The 23,655-nt window shown below is 59.3% G+C and carries 26 protein-coding genes; 17 read left to right on the top strand and 9 right to left on the bottom strand.

Annotation, left to right across the window (positions count from 1 at the left end; all coding sequences use genetic code 11):
• The first annotated feature begins 32 nt into the window (after window positions 1-32).
• From AC0J41_RS20320 to AC0J41_RS20350, 7 genes are all read left to right on the top strand, one after another.
• Window positions 33-602 (top strand): electron transport complex protein RnfA, encoded by a 570-nt coding sequence (locus tag AC0J41_RS20320; protein ID WP_025112367.1) that lies wholly within the window; start codon window positions 33-35, stop codon window positions 600-602.
• On the top strand, window positions 599-1,819 hold the full coding sequence (gene rsxB / locus AC0J41_RS20325) for an electron transport complex subunit RsxB (RefSeq protein WP_473013439.1): 1,221 nt from the start codon (window positions 599-601) through the stop codon (window positions 1,817-1,819). The genes AC0J41_RS20320 and rsxB overlap by 4 nt, the downstream gene beginning before the upstream one ends.
• Window positions 1,806-2,789, top strand: a complete 984-nt coding sequence (locus AC0J41_RS20330) for an RnfABCDGE type electron transport complex subunit D (RefSeq protein ID WP_473013440.1) — start codon at window positions 1,806-1,808, stop codon at window positions 2,787-2,789. The genes rsxB and AC0J41_RS20330 overlap by 14 nt, the downstream gene beginning before the upstream one ends.
• A complete protein-coding gene (locus tag AC0J41_RS20335; RefSeq protein WP_473013441.1) occupies window positions 2,786-3,391 on the top strand; it encodes an RnfABCDGE type electron transport complex subunit G in 606 nt (201 codons plus the stop codon). The genes AC0J41_RS20330 and AC0J41_RS20335 overlap by 4 nt, the downstream gene beginning before the upstream one ends.
• The gene (locus AC0J41_RS20340; protein WP_473013442.1) at window positions 3,388-3,969 is read left to right on the top strand and encodes an Rnf-Nqr domain containing protein; all 582 of its coding nucleotides are present in this window, start codon (window positions 3,388-3,390) and stop codon (window positions 3,967-3,969) included. Before AC0J41_RS20335 ends, AC0J41_RS20340 begins: the two co-directional genes overlap by 4 nt.
• Entirely contained in the window at window positions 3,966-4,604 is a 639-nt protein-coding gene (gene nth, locus AC0J41_RS20345; RefSeq protein ID WP_473013443.1) for an endonuclease III, read from the top strand. Before AC0J41_RS20340 ends, nth begins: the two co-directional genes overlap by 4 nt.
• A 107-nt stretch (window positions 4,605-4,711) precedes the next feature.
• Window positions 4,712-4,891: a PA3496 family putative envelope integrity protein gene (locus tag AC0J41_RS20350; protein WP_102354951.1), complete on the top strand. Its 180-nt coding sequence runs from the start codon at window positions 4,712-4,714 to the stop codon at window positions 4,889-4,891.
• 86 nt (window positions 4,892-4,977) lie between these two features.
• On the opposite strand, the gene AC0J41_RS20355 is transcribed toward AC0J41_RS20350, so the two are convergent.
• Complete coding sequence (locus AC0J41_RS20355) at window positions 4,978-5,604, bottom strand: response regulator transcription factor (protein WP_025112373.1); 627 nt, start codon at window positions 5,602-5,604, stop codon at window positions 4,978-4,980.
• Between the two features lie 499 nt (window positions 5,605-6,103).
• Here AC0J41_RS20355 and AC0J41_RS20360 point away from each other — a divergent pair, with 499 nt between their 5' ends.
• A complete protein-coding gene (locus AC0J41_RS20360) occupies window positions 6,104-6,688 on the top strand; it encodes a hypothetical protein (RefSeq protein ID WP_473013444.1) in 585 nt (194 codons plus the stop codon).
• A 154-nt stretch (window positions 6,689-6,842) separates the two neighbouring features.
• On the opposite strand, the gene AC0J41_RS20365 is transcribed toward AC0J41_RS20360, so the two are convergent.
• Together AC0J41_RS20365 and AC0J41_RS20370 are read right to left on the bottom strand one after the other, a co-directional pair.
• Window positions 6,843-8,060, bottom strand: a complete 1,218-nt coding sequence (locus tag AC0J41_RS20365) for an argininosuccinate synthase (protein WP_025112375.1) — start codon at window positions 8,058-8,060, stop codon at window positions 6,843-6,845.
• A gap of 129 nt (window positions 8,061-8,189) precedes the next feature.
• Window positions 8,190-9,098: a flagellar protein MotY gene (locus AC0J41_RS20370; RefSeq protein ID WP_473013445.1), complete on the bottom strand. Its 909-nt coding sequence runs from the start codon at window positions 9,096-9,098 to the stop codon at window positions 8,190-8,192.
• A gap of 160 nt (window positions 9,099-9,258) precedes the next feature.
• On the opposite strand from AC0J41_RS20370, the gene pyrC reads away from it, so the two are divergent.
• Together pyrC and rnt are read left to right on the top strand one after the other, a co-directional pair.
• Window positions 9,259-10,305 carry a dihydroorotase gene (gene pyrC, locus AC0J41_RS20375; RefSeq protein WP_473013446.1) on the top strand — a complete coding sequence of 349 codons (1,047 nt, stop codon included), beginning with the start codon at window positions 9,259-9,261 and terminating at the stop codon, window positions 10,303-10,305.
• A complete protein-coding gene (gene rnt / locus AC0J41_RS20380; protein ID WP_007963973.1) occupies window positions 10,302-10,979 on the top strand; it encodes a ribonuclease T in 678 nt (225 codons plus the stop codon). Before pyrC ends, rnt begins: the two co-directional genes overlap by 4 nt.
• A 78-nt stretch (window positions 10,980-11,057) precedes the next feature.
• Here the strand turns inward: rnt and AC0J41_RS20385 are convergent, their stop codons facing one another.
• Entirely contained in the window at window positions 11,058-11,660 is a 603-nt protein-coding gene (locus AC0J41_RS20385; RefSeq protein WP_003227723.1) for a peroxiredoxin, read from the bottom strand.
• 313 nt (window positions 11,661-11,973) lie between these two features.
• On the opposite strand from AC0J41_RS20385, the gene AC0J41_RS20390 reads away from it, so the two are divergent.
• Window positions 11,974-12,192, top strand: a complete 219-nt coding sequence (locus AC0J41_RS20390; protein WP_003227725.1) for a bacterioferritin-associated ferredoxin — start codon at window positions 11,974-11,976, stop codon at window positions 12,190-12,192.
• A gap of 201 nt (window positions 12,193-12,393) precedes the next feature.
• Window positions 12,394-12,870, top strand: coding sequence for a bacterioferritin (gene bfr, locus AC0J41_RS20395; RefSeq protein WP_473013447.1), 477 nt, complete (start codon window positions 12,394-12,396; stop codon window positions 12,868-12,870).
• 193 nt (window positions 12,871-13,063) lie between these two features.
• Here the strand turns inward: bfr and grxD are convergent, their stop codons facing one another.
• The 3 genes from grxD to AC0J41_RS20410 all read right to left on the bottom strand — a co-directional run bounded on the left by grxD (window position 13,064) and on the right by AC0J41_RS20410 (window position 16,036).
• A complete protein-coding gene (gene grxD / locus AC0J41_RS20400) occupies window positions 13,064-13,405 on the bottom strand; it encodes a Grx4 family monothiol glutaredoxin (protein WP_473013448.1) in 342 nt (113 codons plus the stop codon).
• Window positions 13,406-13,502: 97 nt separating this feature from the next.
• Window positions 13,503-15,608, bottom strand: coding sequence for a molybdopterin oxidoreductase family protein (locus AC0J41_RS20405; protein WP_473013449.1), 2,106 nt, complete (start codon window positions 15,606-15,608; stop codon window positions 13,503-13,505).
• Window positions 15,609-15,745: 137 nt separating this feature from the next.
• Window positions 15,746-16,036, bottom strand: coding sequence for a hypothetical protein (locus AC0J41_RS20410; protein ID WP_025112382.1), 291 nt, complete (start codon window positions 16,034-16,036; stop codon window positions 15,746-15,748).
• Window positions 16,037-16,439: 403 nt separating this feature from the next.
• On the opposite strand from AC0J41_RS20410, the gene argF reads away from it, so the two are divergent.
• Both argF and AC0J41_RS20420 read left to right on the top strand, forming a co-directional pair.
• A complete protein-coding gene (gene argF / locus AC0J41_RS20415; protein WP_025112383.1) occupies window positions 16,440-17,360 on the top strand; it encodes an ornithine carbamoyltransferase in 921 nt (306 codons plus the stop codon).
• Window positions 17,357-18,466, top strand: a complete 1,110-nt coding sequence (locus tag AC0J41_RS20420; RefSeq protein ID WP_473013450.1) for an ABC transporter ATP-binding protein — start codon at window positions 17,357-17,359, stop codon at window positions 18,464-18,466. Before argF ends, AC0J41_RS20420 begins: the two co-directional genes overlap by 4 nt.
• Window positions 18,467-18,582: 116 nt before the next feature.
• Here AC0J41_RS20420 and AC0J41_RS20425 read toward each other — a convergent pair whose 3' ends face one another.
• Entirely contained in the window at window positions 18,583-19,365 is a 783-nt protein-coding gene (locus AC0J41_RS20425) for a PhzF family phenazine biosynthesis protein (protein ID WP_473013451.1), read from the bottom strand.
• Window positions 19,366-19,460: 95 nt separating this feature from the next.
• Window positions 19,461-19,931, bottom strand: a complete 471-nt coding sequence (gene ybaK, locus AC0J41_RS20430) for a Cys-tRNA(Pro) deacylase (RefSeq protein WP_400497216.1) — start codon at window positions 19,929-19,931, stop codon at window positions 19,461-19,463.
• A 362-nt stretch (window positions 19,932-20,293) separates the two neighbouring features.
• Between ybaK and AC0J41_RS20435 the strand changes: the two genes are divergently transcribed.
• From AC0J41_RS20435 to AC0J41_RS20445, 3 genes are all read left to right on the top strand, one after another.
• On the top strand, window positions 20,294-21,145 hold the full coding sequence (locus AC0J41_RS20435) for an MIP/aquaporin family protein (protein ID WP_473013452.1): 852 nt from the start codon (window positions 20,294-20,296) through the stop codon (window positions 21,143-21,145).
• Window positions 21,146-21,223: 78 nt separating this feature from the next.
• Entirely contained in the window at window positions 21,224-22,726 is a 1,503-nt protein-coding gene (gene glpK / locus AC0J41_RS20440) for a glycerol kinase GlpK (RefSeq protein ID WP_025112388.1), read from the top strand.
• A gap of 95 nt (window positions 22,727-22,821) precedes the next feature.
• On the top strand, window positions 22,822-23,577 hold the full coding sequence (locus AC0J41_RS20445; RefSeq protein ID WP_007916700.1) for a DeoR/GlpR family transcriptional regulator: 756 nt from the start codon (window positions 22,822-22,824) through the stop codon (window positions 23,575-23,577).
• Window positions 23,578-23,655 lie beyond the last annotated feature (78 nt).

The raw sequence follows: 23,655 nt of genomic DNA on the forward strand, positions 1-23,655 counted from the left end.
AAGAGACACTCGCCCGTTTCGCTGGCAGAACCATGACTGAACTTGTGCTTACGCTGATCAGTGCCGCCCTGCTCAACAACTTCGTGTTGCACTGGCCGCTGGGCGTCGATCCGTTGCTGGCCGGCAGCCGGCGTCAGGTGCATGCGCTGGGGCTGGCGACGACATGCCTGATGCTGGTGACGGGGGTCATCGGTTATTTGATCTGGCACTGGCTGCTGGTGCCGTTGCAACTGCAGGCGCTGCACCTGTTTGTGTTCTTGCCGCTCAGCGTGTTGCTGATCGCGCCGATCCTGAAACTGCTGACGCATGCGCTGCCCGACTGGCCGTTCGACGGACTGTGGCCGCTGCTGCTGGGCAATGCCGGCGTGCTGGGCCTGGCCTTGATCAATGCGCAAAATGATCGGGGCCTGCTGCAGGCAACAGCACTGAGCATCGGCGCCGGACTGGGCTTCTGGCTGGTACTGAGCCTGTTCAACGACTTGCGCGAGCGCACGGCCGACAACGACATTCCCCTGCCCTTTCGCGGCTTGCCGATCGACCTGATCGGCGCCGGACTGATCGCAGTGACTTTTCTCGGCTTCAGTGGACTGATCAAAACATGAGTCTGATTCAACTCATCGATGCCCTCCTGCCGCAGACCCAGTGCGGCAAATGCGGCCACCCCGGGTGCAAGCCCTATGCGCAAGGCATCGTCGATGGCGAACCGATCAACAAATGCCCACCGGGCGGCGACGAAACCATTACCGCCCTGGCTGAGCTGCTGAATGTGCCAGTGCTGGCACTGGACATCAGCCGAGGTTCGGCACCGCCACAAGTGGCATACATCCGCGAGGCCGAGTGCATCGGCTGCACCAAGTGCATTCAGGCTTGCCCGATCGACGCCATCGTCGGCGCCGCGAAACTGATGCACACCGTGCTGATCGACGAATGCACCGGTTGCGACCTGTGCGTGGCGCCTTGCCCGGTGGATTGCATCGAGATGCATCCGTTGCCGCTCGGCACCTTGCCGGTGGTCGGCGGTCTGGCGTCCAGCCTTGAAGAACAGCGCGCACGTACCGCCAAACGTGACCACGCGCGCCAGCGCTTTGAGCGACGCAACGCCCGCCTGCAACGCGAAGAACAACAGAAACAGGCTGAGCGCGAAGCCCGGGCGCAACGGGCGGCGCAACCGGCTGTGGCCACCCTCGATCCGGTGCAGGCAGCCTTGGAACGCGTCCGCGCGCAGAAAGCCGCGACCGCCGACGCGGCACTGAAAAAAGCCAAGATCGACGTCGCCATGAGCCGCGCACAATTGCACAAATCGCTGAAAGCCTTCGGCCATCCACCGACTTTCGAGCAGCAGTCGCAACTGATCGTGTTGCAACAGCAGTTCGAAGCTGCCGAGCAGGCGCTGGCGAAACTCGAAAGCAGCACCCCCAGCGCTCCAGCGGCTACGGCTACGGCCACAGCCCCGGCGAAAGACGCGGACCTGAAACGAGCAAAAATCCAGTTGGCCATGCGTCGCGCCGAACTGAAAAAAGCCCAGACCGCCGAGGCGCCAGCGGAACAGATCGCCACGCTGGAACAGGCTCTGCGTGACGCCGAGCAAGCCCTGCACACTGCCGAAGCATCCAGTGAACAGCCGGCGCCTGAGCTCGTGCGCGTGGAAAAACGTCCGATCGACAGCCAGCTCCGCCAGTTGAAAACCGAACTGGCCTACGCCCGCGCCGACCTGAGCAAACTCGAACGCCGTGCCGACACGCCGAGCGAAGCCCTCGACAAGGCCCGCGCTCGCCTGCAAGACGCCGAGCGTCAGGTACATGACCATGTTGCCCCGTGAAGCACCGGATGAGCGCCTGCAACAGGCGATGAAATGGGTGTTGCTCGCCACGCTGCCGGGGCTGTTGGCGTTGTTCTGGCTCTACGGCTGGGGCGTGTTGATCAATCTGATGCTGGCGGTGAGCGCCGCGTTACTCGTCGAGGCGGGCGTCACCCGCCTGCGCCGACAACCGCTGCAACCAACGCTGAGCGACGGCAGCGCGCTGGTCAGTGCCACCCTTCTGGCGGCTGCCCTGCCGCCTTATTGCCCGTGGTGGTTGACCGTTATCGCGATCGCTTCGGGACTGCTGTTCGGCAAGCACTTGTACGGCGGCATCGGCAAAAATCCGTTCAATCCGGCCATGCTTGGTTTTGTGCTGGTGATGGTGCTGTTCCCGCAACCGATGACGCACTGGCCGGCGCACGGGATGAATCTGCTGGCAGCGTTTGATCAGGTGTTCAACGCAGGTCAGGCGCCGGACGCCTGGGTTCAGGCCACGGCACTGGACAGCCTGCGCATCAATAAAAGCCTGACCATGGATGAGCTGTTCGCCACCAACCTGGCATTCGGGCGTTTCGGCGGGCTCGGCGTGGAGTGGGTCAATCTGGCGTTTCTCGCCGGGGGGCTGTTGCTGTTGCAACGTCGGGTGATTGGCTGGCAGGCGCCAGTCGGCATGCTGGCCAGCCTGTTTGTCGTCAGCCTGCTCTTCTGGAACGGCTCGGGCTCAGACTCCCATGGCTCGCCGCTGTTTCATCAACTGAGTGGCGCGACCATGCTCGGCGCGTTCTTCATCATTACTGAACCAGTGTCCGGGGCAAAAAGCCCGCTGGCCCGACTGCTGTTCGGCGTCGGTGCCGGCTTGCTGACCTATCTGATCCGCACCTGGGGCGGCTACCCGGACGGCGTTGCGTTTGCCGTGTTGCTGATGAACCTCTGTGTACCGGCACTGGAACGTTTTGCCGCCGCCCGCCAGGCACAGGTGAACTCATGAACCGCGCGGCCTCTGTCATCACACTGGTGCTGATAGCCGCTGCCGGTCTCGGCCTGGTCTATGGGTTGCAACGCGCCAGTGCCCCGCAGATTGCCATCGAACAACGCCTGCTCGACAGTCGCAAGCTGCTGGATGTGCTCGCCACTGATGCCTACGACAATCAGCCGCTGGAGCAACCGCTGGCGTTGGTTGACACGACGTTGCGCCGCAGCACGCTACTGGGTGGTTACCGCGCCAGCAAAGCCGGGCTGCCGGTGGCGGTGTTGTTGCGCACGCAGACCGAGGGGTATGCCGGCACCATCGAATTGCTGATCGCCATTGATGCCAATGGCAGACTGCTGGGCGTGAAAACCCTGCGGCAAAACGAAACGCCAGCGCTCGGCGGGCACGTCGGCGACTGGCCGAACAACTGGCTGGCCGGTTTTTCCGGGAAATCTCGCAGTGCACCCGAAGATGCGGGCTGGGCATTGAAAAGGGATCAGGGACAGTTCGACCAACTGGCGGGCGCAACCATCACTTCCCGTGCCACCGTCGATGCCATCCATGACGCCCTGCGCTACTTTGATGAGCACCGGTCAACCTTGCTGGGGATCACACCATGAACCGGCCGACGAATCTGAGCAACGCCTTGGTGCTGGCACTGTTGTTGGGTACCAGCACCACGCTGGCCGGCGCGCTGGGGATGCTGTTGATGTCGAGCGTTGTCGTGACGGTTTACGCGGTGTGTATCGCTCCACTGCGTTCACGACTGTCTGACAGCGCTGCGTTGCTGGCCAGCTTGCTGCTGGCCGCCACCCTGACCAGTTGCGCCAATATTCTCGCGCAGCGCTGGGGGTTGCAGTGGCACCAGACACTCGGGATCTACGCCGGGCTGATCGCCTTGCAATGCGTGGTGCTGGAATACAATGGATTCTTTCGTCAGGCGCTGGTCGAGCGCCTGAAGCTTTTTGGCCTGTCGAGTGGACTGCTACTGATGCTGGCGGTCTTGCGTGAGCTGTTCGGTCAGGGCCATCTCGGTGGTGGTCTGTCAGAACACTGGCAAGGTCTGATCCTGTTCAACGAAGGGTTGCACCTGGTCACACTGGTCCCCGGCGCTCTCATACTGCTGGGACTGCTGCTGGCTGCCCGCCAGGCATGGACTCGCTCGAACGCTCTCTCCAAGGAAACACATCACCCATGAATGCCGCAAAACGCCTTGAGATTTTTCGTCGACTGCATGAAGACAATCCCGAGCCGAAAACCGAACTTGCCTACTCCTCGCCCTTCGAATTGCTGATTGCGGTGATTCTATCGGCGCAGTCGACAGACGTCGGCGTCAACAAAGCCACAGCCAAACTGTTCCCGGTTGCCAATACCCCCGCAGCGATTCACTCCTTGGGCGTCGAAGGACTGTCCGAATACATCAAGACCATCGGCCTCTACAACAGCAAAGCCAAGAACGTGATCGAGACCTGCCGCATGCTGGTCGAATTGCACAATGGTGAGGTCCCGCAAACCCGTGAAGAGCTGGAGGCCCTGCCCGGCGTGGGCCGCAAGACCGCCAACGTGGTGCTCAATACCGCGTTCCGCCAGTTGACCATGGCGGTCAACACGCACATTTTTCGCGTGAGCAACCGCACCGGCATCGCCCCGGGTAAAAATGTGGTCGAGGTGGAAAAGAAGTTGATGAAGTTTGTACCTAAAGACTACCTGCTGGATTCTCACCACTGGTTGATTCTGCACGGTCGCTACGTGTGCCTTGCCCGCAAGCCGCGCTGTGGCAGCTGTCGGATCGAAGATTTGTGTGAGTACAAACACAAAACCTCGGACGATTGAGTGGCTATTGGAATTATTGATTCGTCGATTGAAAAAATCTTTTTTACCCGCAGCAGGAATATCGATATAAGGAGCGCCAAAGGCAGTCTTAGCCTGGAGTTCACCTTATGACTGACAGCAAAGAACAACTGGATGTAGATGAGGATTTCACCGCTGCGGAAACCGACGACGCCGAACCGGTGGTCGAAGTCGCCAAGACCAACCTGAGCAAACGCCGCACCATCGATAACCTGCTTGAGGAGCGCCGACTGCAAAAGCAATTGGCCGATTACGATTTTGATCTCTGACACTTGAAAGCCTCCCGAACCGGAGGCTTTTTACTGTCTGAAGAACCTGTCACCGGCGTCCCATGATCCTTCGGCAGTCCGGACCATCAGACAAGCCCGTTGCGCTGTGCCAGCTCGATCAGGTCCACCAGCGACCGGGCATTGAGCTTCAATAACAGACGGGTCTTGTAGGTACTGACTGTCTTGTTGCTGAGAAACATGCCATCGGCAATTTCCTTGTTGGTCTTGCCACGCGCCAATTGTTGCAAGACCATCATTTCGCGCCCCGAAAGACGATCCACCATATCGGACTCACTGGCATTCCCCAGACTGGTACGCACGGTATGCAGGGCCTGGTTTGGAAAGTAGCTGTAACCGGACAGAACGGCTTTGATCGCACTGAGCAACTCTGTCAGATCCTGTTGTTTACAGACATATCCCGCCGCCCCCGACTGCATGCAGCGCATCGAAAAATGCCCCGGCGCCTGTGAAGTCAGCACCAGAACTTTCAATGGCATCGCCGTCGAGTTCAGGCGCGCAATAACTTCCAGCCCATCAAGTTTCGGTATTCCAATATCCAGAATGACAATATCCGGCATCTGGTCGCGTGCGAGTTGTAACGCATCCACACCATTATCTGTTTCTGCAATAACTTCGTAGCCATGACGTTCCATCAGCATACGCACAGCAAGACGAATGACGGGGTGATCATCCACGATCAACACTTTATTCATGGGCAAGTCCAGTTTCGCTGTTCGAATTTTTAGAACCGGCACAATAGCCCAGTCACTTGCGACATGGCACAAGAGAGTTCCATTACACGCCCCGCCAAAGACATTCCCTACAACAAATAAAGACTATTCCTACAAAAAAACCAACACCAGAGTTATCGGCATGGCGTTGGTATTTCTCAGAGCGGTATTTTGATGTGGAAAATACTACGATCTGACAGCCCTGCCTGCACAATTCATTCGGGCCAGCTAATCATCGAAAGACGCCGGAAATTGCATTGTCGATGCGAGGCCTCATGGATGAATCAGCGTAGCGCCAGACAACACCCGATTGGGTAGACAATAAAACAACGAACCGCGCGCCTCACAATAAACACCTGAAACAAGACACTTCTACCCAACTGACTTTTTTAATATAAAAAAGACCGCCATCCGTAGAACTTTAAACTCCCCACAACCCATTCAACAACCACAATGGAAAATACACTAATGAGCAAACACCATGATAAAAATCAAAAAGAAAATCACCAATCCCATGACTGTAATTGTGATATTTGCATTTATTTCCGAATCATCGGCGGCCATTTCCCTGCCCTTTCTTGGCAGTAATGAACGGGAAATCTATGTCTGGTTTTTAATCAGCTTTCCGTTTTACCTGCTACTGCTGTTTTTCGTGACTCTCAACTTCAACTACCGTTCACTGTATGCGCCTTCGGACTTCAACAAGGACGACAGTTTCTTGAAGATCGCCGACGAGTTGAAGAGCATCAGGAGCAGCGCGTATTCGCCAGACCCGCCATGGATTGAGCACAGCATTCGACTGCCCAAGCGGATCGGCACGTTGCGTACCATAGACATTCGCCCGCTGAGCAGCGCACAGGCGTTCAGAAATATGGCCGAACACTTTCCGCGTCCCGACAAACAATCGGCCGAGGCAGTGTTACTTCTGACCGATCCTGCATCTGACATTCTGTTCAGGCAAATCACGCTCAGCCTCCTCAAACAATCGAAGAAAGGCACAGGCGGAGTAACCATTATTGCTCACAACGTGAATACGCTGAGCACTGCGATTCTGGGGGAGGTGTGATGCCCCGGGTCGAGGACAGATGTGGACAATCAAGAAAATGGCGGGATTGAACATAGCCACAAGCGCGAGTGGAAGAAGGTCAGGCAAGTACAGAACAAAAAAATGGCGGCTGTGTCACTGGGACCAGCCGCCATTTCCTACAGGCCTGCGAGGCTTAGAACAACTTGCGGCCCTTGTTGGCAGCAATGCGCATGCGCAGCGCGTTGAGCTTGATAAAGCCCGCCGCGTCGGCCTGGTTGTAAGCACCGCCGTCTTCTTCGAACGTCGCGATGTTGGCATCGAACAGCGAATCGTCGGACTTGCGGCCGGTCACGATCACATTGCCCTTGTACAGCTTCAGGCGAACCACACCGTTCACGTTGACCTGCGAAGCGTCGATCATCTGTTGCAGCATCAGACGCTCCGGGCTCCACCAGTAGCCGGTGTAGATCAGGCTGGCGTACTTGGGCATCAACTCGTCTTTGAGGTGAGCGACTTCGCGGTCCAGGGTGATCGATTCGATGGCGCGGTGCGCGCGCAGCATGATGGTGCCGCCCGGGGTTTCGTAGCAGCCACGAGACTTCATGCCCACATAACGGTTTTCAACGATGTCGAGACGACCGATACCGTGAGCACCACCGATCTGGTTCAGCGTCGCCAATACGGTGGCCGGGGTCATTTCAACGCCGTCCAGCGCAACGATGTCGCCGTTACGGTAAGTCAGTTCCAGATACTGCGGCTTGTCAGGAGCGTTCTCTGGCGAGACGGTCCAGCGCCACATGTCTTCTTCGTGCTCGGTCCAGGTGTCTTCCAGCACGCCGCCTTCATAGGAGATGTGCAGCAGGTTGGCATCCATCGAGTACGGGGATTTTTTCTTGCCGTGACGCTCGATCGGGATCGCGTGCTTCTCGGCGTAGTCCATCAGTTTCTCGCGGGACAGCAGGTCCCACTCACGCCATGGAGCAATCACTTTCACGCCTGGCTTGAGCGCGTAGGCGCCCAGTTCGAAACGCACCTGGTCGTTGCCCTTGCCGGTAGCGCCATGGGAAATGGCGTCAGCACCGGTTTCGTTGGCGATTTCGATCAGGCGTTTGGCGATCAGCGGACGTGCGATGGAAGTACCCAGCAGGTACTCGCCTTCGTAAACGGTGTTGGCGCGGAACATCGGGAACACGAAATCGCGCACGAACTCTTCGCGCAGGTCATCGATGTAGATTTCTTTGACACCCATGGCCTGAGCCTTGGCGCGAGCCGGCTCGACCTCTTCGCCCTGACCCAGGTCAGCGGTGAAGGTCACCACTTCACAGTTATAAGTATCCTGCAGCCACTTGAGGATCACCGAAGTGTCCAGGCCGCCGGAATACGCCAGAACGACCTTGTTTACGTCCGCCATGCCATCACTCCACGGGGTTCTACGGAAAGCCGAGGAGTCTACCGCTCAAATGCGATAATTTACAGAGGCGCGACAGCTTAAGACGACAAAGCGACAGAATCTGTCGAGAGCGCGACGATGACCGGCAGGTCAGGAAGTTGCCGCAGTATTGCCTGGCGTGCTGGCTTGCGGCGCTGGAGCGGCGGTCGGCGCCACCCGCGCGAGCTTCACGCTGACCCGGCGATTCTTCGCCCGGTTGGCCGCATTGGTGTTCGGAACCAGCGGGTATTGCTCGCCGTGGAAACGCACGGTGATCTGCGATTCGGCGATGCCGTTGGCCTTGAAGAAATCGACCACCGCCAGCGCACGACGGCGAGACAGTTCACGGTTGGTCAGACGGTTGCCGCTGTTGTCGGAGTGGCCGTCGAGTTCGATATGATTGACCGTCGGATCAGCCTTCATGTATTCGAGCATCACTTGCAGCCTGGCCTTGGCATCGGCATCCAGGTCGGTACCTTCACCGGGGAAGCCGATCTGCGACTGTTTGACCTGATCGAAATTCTGCGGCAGCAATTTCGCCACACACATCTGGTAGTCGTTGAAAGCCTTGCTGAACTTGACAGGCAGCAGGCGTACTTCAGACACCCGGCCATCGCCGGAAGCACGGCGCACCACCGGGCTGCGACCGTCGAGCAAGCCGCTGATCAAGCCACCGGCCTGAGATTGCGAACTGTTGAACAGCACGTTGCCGGTGCCGATCCTGACACTGCCCAGATAGATGTCGTTGCGCCCCGGCTGCCATGGCGCGGCGGCCGCGAGCAAGGTCGCCGAACCGCCGCCGAGCATGGCGTTGTAGGCATTCAGGCGAAAAATCGCCTGCTCACCGGCCTTGCGCACGAACTGGCCCGAGCCGAAATCGGTGATCGGCTGGGTCAGGCGGCACTCGAACTTGTCGCCCTCGACCGTCCACTCAATGTTCTCCAGACGAGTCTGGTAGGTGAGCGCCATCGCGGGAAGGCTGGCAAACACACTGAGCAAGGCTAAATATCGCTGGCGCACGGGAGGCTCCATTGGCTTCTGTAACACAAAGACCGATTCACACTATGTTTACGGCATACCTACGGGATATCGGAAGGTTCCCGCAAAACTTGATAGCGAGTGCCTGCAAGAGTCTTTTCCGGTAGCATTCCCCTCAGTTTGACCCGCCTGGAATCCCCTCATGTCCGACCGCCTGACCCTGCTGCGTCCCGACGACTGGCACATTCATCTTCGCGATGGTGCCGTGTTGACCAATACCGTTGCCGATGTTGCGCGCACCTTTGGCCGCGCCATCATCATGCCCAACCTGGTACCACCGGTGCGCAATGCCGCCGAAGCCGACGGCTATCGCCAGCGGATTCTCGCTGCCCGCCCGGCCGGCAGTCGCTTCGAACCGCTGATGGTGCTGTACCTCACCGACCGCACCCAGCCCGAAGAAATTCGTGAGGCCAAGGCCAACGGTTTCGTGCACGCCGCCAAACTGTACCCGGCCGGCGCCACCACCAACTCCGATTCCGGGGTGACCAGCATCGACAAGATCTTCCCGGCGCTGGAAGCCATGGCCGAAGTCGGCATGCCGCTGCTGATCCACGGTGAAGTCACCCGTGGCGATGTCGACGTTTTCGATCGCGAAAAGATTTTCATCGATGAACACATGCGCCGTGTGGTCGAGCGTTTCCCAACGCTCAAAGTGGTGTTCGAACACATCACTACCGGCGACGCCGTGCAGTTCGTCAACGAGGCTTCGTCCAACGTTGGCGCGACCATCACCGCGCACCACCTGCTGTACAACCGCAACCACATGCTGGTGGGCGGGATTCGGCCGCACTTTTATTGCCTGCCGATCCTCAAGCGTAATACGCATCAGGAAGCCCTGCTCGACGCCGCCACCAGCGGCAGCGCGAAGTTCTTCCTCGGCACCGACTCGGCGCCGCATGCCCAGCACGCCAAGGAAGCCGCCTGCGGTTGCGCCGGCTGCTACACCGCCTACGCCGCTATCGAGATGTACGCCGAAGCCTTCGAACAGCGTAACGCGCTGGACAAGCTCGAAGCGTTCGCCAGCCTCAGCGGCCCGCGCTTCTACGGCCTGCCGACCAATACCGATCGCATCACCCTGGTCCGTGAAGAATGGACCGCCCCGACCAGCCTGCCATTCGGCGAGCTGAACGTTATCCCGCTGCGCGCCGGTGAAAAACTGCGCTGGCGCCTGCTGGAGGAACACGCGTGAGTGAAGACCATTTCGACGACGAACTGGACGGTCAAGGTGGCGGCGGCGGTTCCCGTCATCCAATGGCAGCGCGTTTTCGCGGTTACCTGCCAGTTGTCGTTGACGTAGAGACCGGGGGCTTCAATTCGGCCACCGACGCTCTGCTGGAGATTGCCGCGACCACCATCGCCATGGATGAAAAGGGTTTCGTTTACCCGGACCACACCTATTTCTTCCGCGTTGAGCCGTTTGAAGGCGCCAACATCGAAGCAGCAGCGCTGGAGTTCACCGGGATCAAGCTTGATCATCCGCTGCGCATGGCGGTCAGCGAAGAAACCGCACTGACCGACATCTTCCGTGGTATTCGCAAGGCACTGAAAGCCAACGGCTGCAAACGGGCGATCCTGGTCGGCCACAACAGCAGCTTCGACCTTGGCTTCCTGAATGCCGCCGTGGCCCGACTGGACATGAAGCGCAACCCGTTTCATCCATTCTCCAGCTTCGACACCGCGACGCTGGCTGGCCTGGCGTACGGTCAAACGGTGCTGGCCAAGGCCTGTCAGGCCGCCGACATCGACTTCGATGGCCGTGAAGCGCACTCGGCGCGGTACGACACCGAGAAGACGGCCGAGCTGTTCTGCGGCATCGTCAACCGCTGGAAACAAATGGGCGGCTGGGAAGATTTCGACGACTGATTGATCATCGTCGGGCAAATCCCGCGCATAAAAAAACCGGCCACTTGGGCCGGTTTTTTTGTACCTCGACGTTGCGCCTTACAGGGCCGCAGCGTTCTCGGTCAGGTACGCCGCAACGCCTTCTGGCGAAGCGTTCATGCCTTTGTCGCCTTTCTTCCAGTTGGCAGGGCAGACTTCGCCGTGCTCTTCGTGGAATTGCAGAGCGTCGACCAGACGGATCAGCTCTTCCATGTTACGGCCCAGCGGCAGGTCGTTGATGATCTGCGAACGGACAACGCCTTTGTCGTCGATCAGGAACGCGCCACGGAAAGCCACGCCGCCTTCGGACTCAACGTCGTAGGCCTTGGCAATGTCGTGCTTCATGTCGGCAGCCATGGTGTATTTCACCTGGCCGATGCCGCCATTGTTGACCGGGGTGTTGCGCCAGGCGTTGTGGGTGAAGTGCGAGTCGATCGAAACGGCGATCACTTCTACGTTGCGTGCCTTGAAGTCGGCCATGCGGTTGTCCAGAGCGATCAGCTCGGACGGGCAGACGAAGGTGAAGTCCAGTGGGTAGAAGAACACCAGACCGTATTTGCCTTTGATGGCCGAGGACAGAGTGAAGCTGTCAACGATCTCGCCATTGCCGAGTACGGCCGGGACAGTGAAGTCAGGGGCTTGTTTGCCTACGAGTACGCTCATGGATATCTCCTGGTGAATAACTTGAAGTTCAGGGTCCGGGCCAGCCTGCCACCCTCAGGCGACAGCCCTGTGACACGAACCCTCTTCGCAAGGGCCGACCATCATACACTGCGTTTTTGGCCTGTCCTTAACGGTTTTTTACCCAAAGCGGATAACGGTGCTGCATTTGCAGGGCCAGGCAAAAAGCCAGCAATCGCCGTTCGTCGGTCACGGCTGTCAATCAGCTGAAGCGTTCAGAAAGCACTTTGACAATCATTCTCGTTAACATTAAGATCCATCGCAATTGAGTCACAACCAGCGACGGTTCTCACTTATGTATGTTTGCCTCTGCACTGGCGTCACCGACGGACAGATCCGCGAAGCGATCTATGAAGGTTGCTGCAGCTACAAAGAAGTCCGCCAGGCCACCGGCGTCGCCAGCCAATGCGGCAAATGTGCCTGCCTTGCCAAGGAAGTGGTGCGCGAAACCCTGACCAAGCTGCAAACCGCCCAGGCTGCGATCCCCTACCCTGTAGAATTTACGGCTGCTTGAATACCCCTCATTTCAAAGAACCGGACATATGTCCGGTTTTTTTATGCCCGCAAATCAAACGGTTAGGCGCTAGACGCGGAACACAAACATTCTTATTCAGATTTAATTTCATTTATTATTCAATAACTTAGGTTTGACACTTATAAATACCAAGCTCAAACTCCGCCTTATATACAGCTATTACAGGGCAGGACTCCCATCATGAAAGGCGACATTACAGTCATCCAGCATCTCAACAAGATCCTTGCCAATGAGCTGGTCGCGATCAATCAGTACTTCCTGCATGCACGCATGTATGAAGATTGGGGCCTGAACAAGCTGGGCAAGCACGAGTACCACGAGTCCATCGACGAGATGAAGCACGCGGACAAGCTGATCAAGCGCATCCTGTTCCTCGAAGGTCTGCCGAACGTGCAGGACCTGGGCAAGCTGCACATCGGCGAGCACACCAAGGAAATGCTGGAGTGCGACCTGCGGATCGAGAAGAGCGGCCACGCCGACCTGAAAGCCGCCATCGCGCATTGCGAATCGGTAGGCGACTTTGGCAGCCGCGAACTGCTTGAAGATATTCTTGAATCCGAAGAAGAACATATCGACTGGCTGGAAACCCAACTGGGCCTGATCGATAAAGTCGGTCTTGAGAACTATCTGCAATCGCAGATGGGCGAAGACGAGTAATTAGCGAGCGCTAAACTCGATACACTAAAAAGCCCCGCCCTCTTTCGAGAGGCGGGGCTTTTTATTGCCGGGATTTCAGTCAATGCTGAAATCCCTGTGGGAGTCAGTCTGCTGGCGATAGCGTCATGTCAGCCGGCAACATTGTGACCGGCAGAAAGCATTCGCGAGCAGGCTCGCTCCCACAAAAGCCCAATCAGGCTTCGGACTTGTTCGCTGCAGCCGCTTCAACAGCCGCCTTGATGGTGCTTTGCAGCTCACCGTTGGCGAACATTTCAGCCATGATGTCGCTACCGCCGACCAGCTCGCCACCCACCCACAGCTGCGGGAAAGTCGGCCAGTTGGCGTACTTCGGTAGGTTGGCGCGGATTTCCGGGTTCTGCAGGATGTCGACGTAGGCGAACTTCTCGCCACAGCCCATCACAGCCTGCGCAGCTTTCGCGGAGAAGCCACACTGTGGGGCATTCGGCGAGCCTTTCATGTAAAGCAGAATGGTGTTGTTGGCAATCTGCTCTTTAATCGTTTCGATGATATCCATGGAGCACCTCGGCTGAACTTTCCGACTCATGGGTCGGCACGGTGACGCATTGTAACGGAATCCCGAGCGCCATGCTCGGTCTCCCCGACAGTCACGTTCAGGCCGCCGCCACCGTCACTGGCACGCCATTAAGCGCCGCGTTGCCCGACAATTCATCAAGCTGACATTCATCGGTCAGGTCATTGGCACTCGAGCCCGGCTGGCCGCTGGCAATCGCCATCTGCACGCCCGGCCTTGCATGACCCCAGCCGTGCGGCAGGCTGACCACGCCCTTCATCATGTCGAGACTGCCAAGTACTTCCACTTCGATCTGTCCGACCCGAGAACTGACGCGCACCAACTGACCATCGTTGAGCCCACGGCTGGCCAGATCATCCGGGTGCATCAGCAGTTGGTGGCGCGGCTTGCCCTTCACCAGACGGTGATAGTTGTGCATCCACGAGTTATTGCTGCGCACGTGGCGACGGCCAATCATCAGCAACTCGTCGGCGGCAGGCGCCTGCAAGGCGGCGAAGCGTGCGAGGTCAGCGAGGATCTCTGGCGGAGCGGCCTGCACGCGCTGATTCGGCGTTTTCAGACGCGGTGCCAGATTTGGCTTCAACGCGCCCAGATCTATGCCATGCGGATGATCAAACAGCGTCGCCAGCGACAGCTGGTGCGTCGAGGCATCGCCATACAGCCCCATGCGCAGGCCCATGTCGATCATCTTCGCCGGCGGCATCGTCGGTTTGAGTTCCTTGCCGGTCTTTTCGGCAAAGGCCTTGGCCAGGCCGACAAAGATCTCCCAGTCGTGCAATGCACCCTCTGGCTTGGCGAGGATCGCCCGATTGAAGCGACTGACGTTGCGCACCGCGAACAGGTTGAACGTGGTGTCGTAGTGATCGTTCTCCAGCGCCGAGGTCGACGGCAGGATCAGGTCGGCGTAGCGCGTGGTCTCATTGATGTACAGGTCGATGCTGACCATGAACTCCAACCCGTCCAGCGCCTGCTCCAGTTGCCGCCCGTTCGGTGTCGACAGCACCGGATTGCCAGCCACGGTGATCAGCGCACGAATCTGCCCCTCGCCGTCGGTGAGCATTTCTTCGGCCAGCGCCGACACCGGCAGTTCGCCGCCGTACTCGGGCCGCCCGGAGACCCGGCTCTGCCACTTGTTGAAATGCCCGCCCGAGGTCGATGCCACCAGGTCCACCGCCGGTTCAGTGCAGAGCGCGCCGCCGACCCGGTCGAGGTTGCCGGTGACCAGATTGATCAATTGCACCACCCAGTGACACAAGGTCCCGAATGCCTGGGTCGAAACCCCCATGCGTCCGTAACACACCGCACTCGGCGCGGCGGCGAAATCCCGCGCCAGTTGGCGGATCTGCTCGGCCGGCACGGCGCACAGCGGACTCATGGCCTCAGCGGTGAACGTCGCCACCGCCGCGCGCACCTCATCAAGGCCTTCGACCGGCAGATGACTGTCACGCGTCAGCCCTTCGCCGAACAGTGTATTGAGCACCCCGAACAGCAGCGCCGCGTCGCCGCCAGGGCGCACGAACAGGTGTTGATCGGCCATGGCGGCGGTTTCGCTGCGACGCGGATCGACCACCACCACTTTGCCGCCACGAGCCTGAATCGCTTTCAGGCGTTTCTCGACATCGGGCACGGTCATGATGCTGCCGTTGGAAGCCAGCGGGTTGCCGCCCAGGATCAGCATGAAATCGGTGTGATCGATGTCCGGGATCGGCAGCAGCAAGCCGTGCCCGTACATCAGGTAACTGCTCAGGTGATGGGGCAGTTGATCGACCGAGGTCGCGGAGAAGCGATTACGGGTTTTCAACAAGCCGAGAAAGTAGTTGCTGTGGGTCATCAGCCCGTAGTTATGCACACTCGGATTGCCCTGATAGACCGCCACCGCGTTCTGCCCGTGACGCTCCTGAATCGCCGCCAGGCGCTCGGCCACCAGCGCAAAGGCCTCGTCCCACTCGATCGGCAGCCATTGACTGCCAACCCGGCGCATCGGCTGGTGCAAGCGGTCCGGATCATTCTGGATGTCTTGCAAGGCCACAGCCTTCGGGCAGATATGACCACGACTGAAAGTATCGAGGGCATCGCCCTTGATCGAGGTGATCGCGATGTGGCCTTCGGTTTCTGTGGTCTCGATGGTCAGACCGCAGATGGCTTCGCACAGGTGGCAGGCACGGTGATGGAGAGTCTTGGTCATGGCCAGTCTCTGTCTTGTTCTGGGCAGGCAACGGTGAAGCCTGCGGGAACAAAACTATGGCCCGAGTGCGCAAGCGACGCCAGCGACGTTCGTCTTGTGAATCGACGGCTATCAGGCGAGCCGATAGCCCGTCAGGATCAGTTGGATGGCAGTTGGGGCGGCGCCTGCAGCTGGATTTCCTGAATGGTTTCAATCTGCTCGTGAGCGACGTGCACGCCAGTGAGTTCACCGATCAGCCGCCAGTGCTCGTCGAGCCCGGCACTGATGGTCGCCATGCGATCGATCATGTGACGGCCAGCGGTCTTGACCACTTCGTCGTCGCTGCGCAACAGCTCGAAGGACATCGACGTGACCGACGCGGTGAGATGGGTCAGTGAGCGAGCCGTGTGGCCCAGCAATTCCATTAACAGTTTTTCTTTCGATTCCATGCGGAGGCTTCCTGCGTCGCTCGAAACTTATTTATAACTCAGCACTTTGCTTTAGCAAATGTTTCAGCCTGAGCATCCGACCAAGCGAAACCGCAACCGCGCAGTCTTGAACCGACCCGAGTGACATCATCCCCGCCACGCCGGATTGCCAAGCCCGCCGGGGCCAGTGTACAAAGGGGCTCGCTGCTGTCCTGAACCCGGCTTCAAACGCGTGACTGCCCACGGCGGTTCGCCCTCCGAATCCCGCAAAAACCGTAGCCTATTGGAAAAACGCGACATTTAGTGTCAATATCGCGCCTTCCCCTATTTCGTCGCCCCGTGCGGCTTACGCCGCAGGTCTCGCCCGTTGTTCACTTAAACAAGGCTTTGAGCATCTGCGGTTTGTAGCAAAAGGTAGTCAATGATGAGCGCAAGGCACTTTCTCTCCCTGATGGATTGCACGCCCGAAGAGCTGGTCAGCGTGATCCGTCGAGGCGTTGAGCTCAAGGACCTGCGTAACCGCGGCGTACTGTTCGAGCCTCTGAAAAACCGCGTCCTGGGGATGATCTTCGAGAAATCCTCGACCCGTACCCGGATCTCTTTCGAGGCCGGCATGATCCAGCTCGGTGGCCAGGCGATCTTCCTGTCGCCGCGTGACACCCAGCTGGGCCGTGGCGAGCCGATCGGCGACTGCGCCATCGTCATGTCGAGCATGCTCGATGCGGTGATGATCCGTACCTTTGCCCACAGCACCCTGACCGAATTCGCCGCCAACTCGCGCGTGCCAGTGATCAACGGCCTGTCCGATGACCTGCACCCGTGCCAGTTGCTGGCCGACATGCAGACGTTCCTTGAGCACCGTGGCTCGATCCAGGGCAAGACGGTGGCCTGGATCGGCGACGGCAACAACATGTGCAACAGCTATATAGAAGCGGCGATCCAGTTCGACTTCCAGTTGCGCGTTGCCTGCCCCGAAGGCTACGAGCCGAACCCTGAATTCGTGGCCAAGGCCGGCGATCGCGTGACCATCGTCCGCGATCCAAAGGACGCCGTGCGCGGCGCACATCTGGTGAGCACCGACGTCTGGACCTCGATGGGCCAGGAAGAAGAAACCGCCAAGCGCCTGAAGCTGTTCGCACCGTTCCAGGTGAACCGCGCCCTGCTCGATCTCGCGGCGGAGGATGTGCTGTTCATGCATTGCCTGCCTGCCCACCGCGGCGAAGAAATCAGCCTCGACCTGCTCGATGACCCGCGCTCCGTCGCCTGGGATCAGGCAGAAAACCGTCTCCACGCACAGAAGGCCCTGCTCGAGTTCCTCGTCGAACCGGCATATCACCACGCATGAGCCATGAATTACTGCTGAACCTGCGCAACCTCGCTTGCGGCTATCAAGATCAACGCGTGGTGCAGAACCTCAATCTGCACCTCAACGCCGGCGACATCGGCTGCCTGCTCGGTTCGTCCGGCTGCGGCAAGACCACTACCCTGCGCGCCATCGCCGGTTTTGAACCGGTGCACGAAGGGGAAATCCAGCTGGGTGGCGAGACCATTTCCAGCGCCGGTTTCACCCTGGCCCCGGAGAAACGCCGGATCGGCATGGTGTTCCAGGACTACGCGCTGTTCCCGCACCTGAGCGTCGCGGACAACATCGCCTTCGGTATCCGCAAGCACCCGAACAAGGAGCGCGTTACCGAAGAGCTGCTGGAACTGGTCAACCTGAAAAACCTCGGCAAGCGCTTCCCGCACGAGCTGTCCGGCGGCCAGCAACAGCGTGTCGCCCTCGCCCGCGCCCTGGCGCCGGAACCGCAACTGCTGCTGCTCGACGAGCCGTTCTCCAATCTCGACGGCGAGCTGCGGCGCAAGCTCAGCCACGAAGTGCGCGACATCCTCAAGGCCCGTGGCACCAGTGCGATTCTGGTCACCCACGACCAGGAAGAAGCCTTCGCCGTAAGCGATCACGTCGGCGTGTTCAAGGAAGGCCGGCTGGAGCAGTGGGATACGCCTTACAACCTCTACCACGAGCCGGCGACACCGTTCGTGGCAAGCTTCATCGGCCAGGGCTACTTCATTCGCGGCCAGCTCGGCAGCCCGGAATCGGTGCAGACTGAACTGGGCGAACTGCGCGGCAACCGGGCTTACACCTGGCCAGTAGGCGGTGCGGTGGATGTGTTGCTGCGTCCGGATGACATCGTTTATGCGCCCGACAGTGCACTCAAAGCACGGATCGTCGGCAAGACCTTCCTCGGCGCCTCGACCCTGTACCGCCTGCAACTGCCGACGGGCGCGCAGCTGGAATCGATTTTTCCGAGCCATGCGGATCATCAGGTGGGTTCGGATGTCGGAATACGTGTTGCCGCCGAACACCTCGTCCTGTTCCAGGCCAGCGGCAGTACCGCGGCACAAATCCCGGCTGCGGAAAACGGCGTCCGCCGCTACAGCGCCGCCCTCTGATCCAACACCATCCCCCTGTAGGAGTGAGCCTGCTCGCGATCGCGGTACATCCGTCACAGATGATTTGACTGATGTACCGCGATCGCGAGCAGGCTCACTCCTACAGGGGGTTTGCGTTAACCGAGGATCAGGGTGCCGCTCGCCACCAGCGTCGCATTCCCGCCAATCTTCACCCGCTCACCCTCCAACCGACAAAACAACTCCCCGCCCCGCGCCGAACGCTGGCATGCGGTCAGGCTCGATTTGCCCAGGCGTTTGGACCAGTACGGAATCAGGCTGCAATGCGTCGAGCCGGTCACCGGGTCTTCATTGATGCCGATCGCCGGAGCGAAGTAGCGCGAGACGAAATCATGCTGATTACCGCGCGCCGTCACGATCGCGCCGAGCCAAGGCAGTTTGGCCAGCGCGACCATGTCCGGCTTGCAGTCGAGCACTGCCTGCTCCGACTCCAGCACCACGAACAACTCATTGGAACCGAGCACATCCACCGCCTCGACCCCCAGCGCGCGCTCGACATCCAGCGTCACGCCGATTTCCGAAGGCACGATCGACGGGAAGTCCAGCCACAGGCGATCACCCTCGCGACTGACGCTCAAAGGTCCGGACTTGCAGATGAAGTCCAGACGCTCGGCTTGCTCCTTATGGACCTCGAACAACACATAGGCGCTGGCCAGCGTCGCATGCCCGCACAACGGCACTTCGGTGGTCGGGGTGAACCAGCGGATATGCCACACCGCCCCTTCGCGCACCACGAAAGCGGTTTCCGCCAGATTGTGTTCGGCGGCGATCTTCTGCATCAACTCATCCGCGAGCCATGCATCGAGGCGATAGACCATGGCCGGGTTGCCACTGAACGGCTGGTCACTGAACGCGTCCACCTGATAAAACTCGAGCTGCATAACCTTCTCCCTAAGTCAGTCGGCAGAGCATGCAGCCCGGGCCAGATCGGCGCCAGTGACAGAACCGGTCAATTTTCTTCATACAGCAATGAGCACTAGGCGCGACCGATGTCGGCGAACTTGGCCTGAGTGTGTTCGGCCAGCACGGCTGGCGCGAGTTCGACTTCCAGCCCACGCCGGCCGGCACTGACATAAATAGTCGCAAAACCCTGAGCCGAGTTATCGATGAAGGTGCGCAGGCGTTTCTTCTGTCCCAGCGGGCTGATGCCGCCCAACAGATAACCCGTGGAACGCTGTGCAGCGGCAGGGTCGGCCATCTCGACTTTCTTCACCCCTGCCGCCTGTGCCAGGCCCTTGAGGTCGAGACTTCCGACGACCGGCACGACGGCCACCAGCAATTCACCTTTCTCACTGGCGGCCAGCAGCGTCTTGAACACCTGCGCAGGCTCCAATGCCAGTTTTTCCGCGGCCTCCAGCCCATAGGACGCAGCCTTGGGGTCATGTTCATAACTGTGCACGCGATGTTCGGCACGAACTTTTTTCAACAAGTCCAACGCAGGGGTCATGGCAGCTCCAGGCTCGGCATCAACAGAAAAAACCTGTGCCGGATTCTAGGCCATCACACCGTAAAAGGCTCTACCACAAGCCCCGATTCCCGGGCTTCGCAGGCACAGCGTAGGGCTACCGCCGCAGTCATCCGCGAGATCATTCAGGCGACTGATAGTTTAATTGTGACCGATGGTTCACTTTCGACCTTTGACAGGTTTGTTTCTTGTCTATATTTTTTCGAATCTGAATAATGTAAGAATTATCATCATCGCAGCACCCAGCAGTAAACCGGGAACAGGATGGGGATCCTGCCTCGGGGAAAATCGCGCTCTGCCTTGTCGGCAAACGCGTCAGACAACAACAAAAATCGAGGTTTTCAATGACAACTGCTTTACAGCAACCATCGCTCCGCGGCCAATGCCTGGCCGAATTTCTGGGTACTGCACTTCTGATCTTTTTTGGCACCGGCTGTGTCGCCGCGCTCAAAGTCGCGGGCGCCAGCTTTGGTCTGTGGGAAATCAGCATCATCTGGGGCGTCGGCGTGAGCATGGCGATCTACTTGACCGCCGGGGTTTCCGGCGCGCATCTGAACCCTGCCGTGAGCATTGCCCTGAGCATTTTCGCTGACTTCGAAAAGCGCAAACTGCCGTTCTACATCCTGTCGCAGATCGCCGGCGCCTTCTGCGGCGCGCTGTTGGTTTACACGCTGTACAGCAACCTGTTCTTCGATTACGAACAAACCCATCACATGGTTCGCGGATCAGCCGCCAGCCTTGAGCTGGCCTCGGTGTTCTCGACGTTCCCCAATCCAGTGCTGTCGACCGCCCAGGCGTTCCTGGTCGAGATGATCATCACCGCGATCCTGATGGGCGTGATCATGGCCTTGACCGACGACAACAACGGCCTGCCGAAAGGCCCGATGGCACCGCTGCTGATCGGCTTGCTGATCGCGGTGATCGGCAGCTCGATGGGCCCGCTGACCGGTTTTGCGATGAACCCGGCGCGTGACTTCGGTCCTAAACTGATGACTTTCTTCGCCGGCTGGGGTGAAATTTCCTTCACTGGCGGCCGTGATATTCCGTACTTCCTGATTCCGATTTTTGCACCGATTGTCGGTGCCTGCCTCGGCGCTGCCGGGTATCGCGGGCTCATCGCCCGTCACCTGACCGGCGCCACACCTGCTACAAAGGATGCAGAACCGGCCATTGACGGCAAACCAAGAACTTCTTGAAACAGTCGGCGCGGGTTCCTGCCCATTTCGAGCCCGCGCCACGGCCCACTCTCCCTTATTTCGTCCAAGGCAATCGACATGACCGACATTCAGAATAAGAACTACATCATTGCCCTCGATCAGGGTACGACCAGCTCCCGCGCGATCATTTTCGACCGCGATGCGAACGTGGTCTGCACCGCCCAGCGCGAATTCGCTCAGCACTATCCGCAAGCCGGTTGGGTCGAACACGACCCGATGGAAATTTTCGCCACCCAGAGCGCGGTGATGGTTGAAGCGCTGGCCCAGGCCGGTCTGCATCACGACCAGGTGGCCGCCATCGGCATCACCAACCAGCGTGAAACCACCGTGGTCTGGGACAAGACCACCGGCCGTCCGGTGTACAACGCCATCGTCTGGCAGTGCCGTCGCAGCACCGAGATCTGCCAGCAGCTCAAGCGTGACGGCCACGAAGAATACATCCGCGACAACACCGGTCTGGTCACCGACCCGTACTTCTCCGGCACCAAGCTGAAGTGGATCCTCGACAACGTCGAAGGCAGCCGCGAGCGTGCGCGCAACGGCGAACTGCTGTTCGGCACCGTCGACAGCTGGCTGATCTGGAAATTCACCGGCGGCAAAGTGCACGTCACCGACTACACCAACGCCTCGCGCACCATGCTCTTCAACATCCATTCGCTGGAATGGGATTCGAAGATGCTGGAAATCCTCGACATCCCGCGCGAGATGCTTCCGCAAGTCAAAGCCTCTTCGGAAATCTACGGCCGCACCAAGAGCGGCATCGCCATCGGCGGTATTGCCGGTGACCAGCAAGCCGCGCTGTTCGGCCAGATGTGCGTCGAGCCGGGCCAGGCGAAAAACACCTATGGCACCGGCTGCTTCCTGCTGATGAACACCGGCGACAAAGCGGTTAAATCCCAGCACGGCATGCTCACCACCATCGCTTGCGGCCCGCGTGGCGAAGTGGCCTACGCGCTGGAAGGCGCGGTGTTCAACGGCGGTTCGACCGTGCAGTGGCTGCGTGATGAACTGAAGATCATCAACGACGCCCACGACACCGAATACTTCGCCAATAAAGTGAAGGACAGCAACGGTGTGTACCTGGTGCCGGCCTTCACCGGTCTGGGCGCTCCGTACTGGGACCCGTATGCCCGTGGCGCGCTGTTCGGCCTGACCCGCGGCGTGCGCGTTGATCACATCATCCGCGCCGCGCTGGAATCGATCGCCTACCAGACCCGTGACGTCCTCGACGCCATGCAACAGGACTCTGGCGAACGCCTCAAGGCCCTGCGTGTGGACGGTGGTGCGGTGGCGAACAACTTCCTCATGCAGTTCCAGGCCGACATCCTCGGCACTCAAGTTGAACGCCCGCAAATGCGCGAAACCACGGCACTCGGTGCAGCGTATCTGGCCGGTCTGGCGTGCGGCTTCTGGGGCAGCCTGGAAGAACTGCGCGGCAAGGCAGTGATCGAGCGCGAGTTCGAACCGAGCCTGGACGAAGTCGAGAAAGAGAAACTGTACAAAGGCTGGAAAAAAGCCGTCAGCCGTACCCGTGACTGGGCGCGCGAAGACGCTGAATAAGCCAACCTTCAGATCCAGACAGGCATCTAACTGGTAGGGAGCGGATTCCTGCGGCATCATGGGCAAATTTTGCACGGCAGCCCAAAGGAAGCCCCATGAATCTGCCTCCCCGTCAGCAGCAAATCCTCGAGCTGGTCCGCGAACGCGGCTATGTGAGCATCGAGGAAATGGCCACGCTGTTCGTTGTTACCCCGCAAACCATCCGCCGTGACATCAATCAGCTCGCGGAAGCCAATCTGCTGCGTCGCTACCATGGCGGCGCCGCGTACGATTCCAGCGTCGAAAACACCGCCTATGCGATGCGCGCCGATCAGATGCGCGATGAAAAACAACGCATCGGTGAAGCCATCGCGGCACAAATCCCCGATCACGCCTCGCTGTTCATCAACATCGGCACCACCACCGAATCGATTGCCCGCGCCCTGCTCAACCACAATCATCTGAAAATCATCACCAACAACCTGCACGTGGCGTCGATGCTCAGTGCCAAGGATGATTTCGATGTGCTGCTGACCGGCGGTAACGTGCGCCGTGACGGCGGTGTGGTCGGCCAGGCGAGCGTGGACTTCATCAATCAGTTCAAGGTGGATTTTGCGCTGGTGGGCATCAGCGGCATCGACGAAGACGGCAGCCTGCTCGACTTCGATTATCAGGAAGTGCGCGTCTCTCAAGCGATCATCGCCAATGCACGGCAGGTGATCCTGGCGGCCGACTCCAGCAAATTCGGGCGTAATGCGATGATTCGCCTCGGCCCGATCAGCCTGATCGATTGCCTGGTGACCGATCAGCAGCCGGTGCCGGCACTGGCCCAGCTGCTGAGCCAGCACAAGATTCGCCTGGAAGTGGTTTAACCCTTTTACGCTTCACTGTTTGCAAGGGCCTCTTCGCGAGCAAGCCCGCTCCCACAGTGGGATGAGAGGGGCTGACAA

The sequence above is a fragment of the Pseudomonas sp. Arb-4-2C genome, from assembly GCF_055755015.1.

Excerpts from the sequence above, each read along its gene's own strand:
- nth (WP_473013443.1), top strand. The coding sequence starts at position 3,966 with ATGAATGCCGCAAAACGCCTTGAGATTTTTCGTCGACTGCATGAAGAC.
- AC0J41_RS20425 (WP_473013451.1), bottom strand. The coding sequence starts at position 19,365 with ATGCAGCTCGAGTTTTATCAGGTGGACGCGTTCAGTGACCAGCCGTTC.
- AC0J41_RS20385 (WP_003227723.1), bottom strand. The coding sequence starts at position 11,660 with ATGAGCGTACTCGTAGGCAAACAAGCCCCTGACTTCACTGTCCCGGCC.
- AC0J41_RS20330 (WP_473013440.1), top strand. The coding sequence starts at position 1,806 with ATGTTGCCCCGTGAAGCACCGGATGAGCGCCTGCAACAGGCGATGAAA.
- AC0J41_RS20390 (WP_003227725.1), top strand. The coding sequence starts at position 11,974 with ATGTATGTTTGCCTCTGCACTGGCGTCACCGACGGACAGATCCGCGAA.
- glpK (WP_025112388.1), top strand. The coding sequence starts at position 21,224 with ATGACCGACATTCAGAATAAGAACTACATCATTGCCCTCGATCAGGGT.
- ybaK (WP_400497216.1), bottom strand. The coding sequence starts at position 19,931 with ATGACCCCTGCGTTGGACTTGTTGAAAAAAGTTCGTGCCGAACATCGC.
- rsxB (WP_473013439.1), top strand. The coding sequence starts at position 599 with ATGAGTCTGATTCAACTCATCGATGCCCTCCTGCCGCAGACCCAGTGC.
- AC0J41_RS20410 (WP_025112382.1), bottom strand. The coding sequence starts at position 16,036 with ATGGAATCGAAAGAAAAACTGTTAATGGAATTGCTGGGCCACACGGCT.
- AC0J41_RS20350 (WP_102354951.1), top strand. The coding sequence starts at position 4,712 with ATGACTGACAGCAAAGAACAACTGGATGTAGATGAGGATTTCACCGCT.
- argF (WP_025112383.1), top strand. The coding sequence starts at position 16,440 with ATGAGCGCAAGGCACTTTCTCTCCCTGATGGATTGCACGCCCGAAGAG.
- grxD (WP_473013448.1), bottom strand. The coding sequence starts at position 13,405 with ATGGATATCATCGAAACGATTAAAGAGCAGATTGCCAACAACACCATT.
- pyrC (WP_473013446.1), top strand. The coding sequence starts at position 9,259 with ATGTCCGACCGCCTGACCCTGCTGCGTCCCGACGACTGGCACATTCAT.
- AC0J41_RS20445 (WP_007916700.1), top strand. The coding sequence starts at position 22,822 with ATGAATCTGCCTCCCCGTCAGCAGCAAATCCTCGAGCTGGTCCGCGAA.
- AC0J41_RS20340 (WP_473013442.1), top strand. The coding sequence starts at position 3,388 with ATGAACCGGCCGACGAATCTGAGCAACGCCTTGGTGCTGGCACTGTTG.
- AC0J41_RS20355 (WP_025112373.1), bottom strand. The coding sequence starts at position 5,604 with ATGAATAAAGTGTTGATCGTGGATGATCACCCCGTCATTCGTCTTGCT.
- AC0J41_RS20365 (WP_025112375.1), bottom strand. The coding sequence starts at position 8,060 with ATGGCGGACGTAAACAAGGTCGTTCTGGCGTATTCCGGCGGCCTGGAC.
- AC0J41_RS20405 (WP_473013449.1), bottom strand. The coding sequence starts at position 15,608 with ATGACCAAGACTCTCCATCACCGTGCCTGCCACCTGTGCGAAGCCATC.
- AC0J41_RS20435 (WP_473013452.1), top strand. The coding sequence starts at position 20,294 with ATGACAACTGCTTTACAGCAACCATCGCTCCGCGGCCAATGCCTGGCC.
- AC0J41_RS20335 (WP_473013441.1), top strand. The coding sequence starts at position 2,786 with ATGAACCGCGCGGCCTCTGTCATCACACTGGTGCTGATAGCCGCTGCC.
- AC0J41_RS20420 (WP_473013450.1), top strand. The coding sequence starts at position 17,357 with ATGAGCCATGAATTACTGCTGAACCTGCGCAACCTCGCTTGCGGCTAT.
- AC0J41_RS20360 (WP_473013444.1), top strand. The coding sequence starts at position 6,104 with ATGATAAAAATCAAAAAGAAAATCACCAATCCCATGACTGTAATTGTG.
- AC0J41_RS20320 (WP_025112367.1), top strand. The coding sequence starts at position 33 with ATGACTGAACTTGTGCTTACGCTGATCAGTGCCGCCCTGCTCAACAAC.
- bfr (WP_473013447.1), top strand. The coding sequence starts at position 12,394 with ATGAAAGGCGACATTACAGTCATCCAGCATCTCAACAAGATCCTTGCC.